Source organism: Streptomyces thermovulgaris (assembly GCF_002155915.1).
GTDB classification, from domain to species: Bacteria; Actinomycetota; Actinomycetes; order Streptomycetales; family Streptomycetaceae; genus Streptomyces; species Streptomyces thermovulgaris.
This window is the reverse complement of the sequence record NZ_MUME01000579.1, coordinates 1-657: the sequence shown is the minus strand read 5'-3', so window position 1 is coordinate 657 and position 657 is coordinate 1. Positions and strand designations below refer to the sequence as shown.

At 69.9% G+C, this 657-nt stretch carries 1 protein-coding gene; it reads right to left on the bottom strand.

Annotation, left to right across the window (positions count from 1 at the left end; translation table 11 throughout):
- Nucleotides 1-450: ATP-binding protein (locus CCN35_RS27425; protein WP_211285596.1), on the bottom strand; the 450-nt coding region annotated here is incomplete at its 3' end.
- Between the last annotated feature and the right edge of the window lie 207 nt (nucleotides 451-657).

The window sequence follows — 657 nt, the reverse complement described above, 5'->3', positions numbered from 1 at the left end:
GTCGACGAGGAACAGACCGCGGCCCGACTCCGCCGAGAAGTCGTCCGCCTCGCCGACGACCGGGCCCGCCTGGCTGGGGTCGCGCACCGCGCACACCAGCCGCTCGGTCCAGTACAGCAGGTGCAGACGGATGTACGGGCCGGCGTCGTGCGGCGGCGCGGGGTCGTGGCACCCGGCCCGCGGGGCCTTGCCGGCGGGGCGGGGCAGGGCGAGGGGCAGCCCGTGCCGCAGGGCGTTGGTGACCAGTTCGGAGACCACCAGGCAGACCTCGTCGAACCGGTCGCTCAGCTCCCACTGGTCGAGCATGTTCCGGGTGAACCGCCGTGCTTCGCGCACCGCTTCGTAGCGGGTGGGCAGGGCGCAGGAGGCGGCGCTGGACACGGCCGCGGGATCCAGCGACGGAAGGCCCTGCCGTAACGGCTCGAGCATGGTCGATCCATTCGTCCCCATGCGAGGCACTCCCGGGAATTCGCGGTCGATGCGATGCGGCGGTGGCGCGATGCCATCGTTTCGGATGCGCACACCAGATGCAAGGGCAGATGCACGTGCACGTGACCGAATTGGGTCGGCCCATGCCGCTTGTTGGCCATTTTTTCGTTCACCGTTCACCTCTTTCCGGCCCTCTGCCCCTTGCCCCTGCTTCCCTCCTTTTCCCGT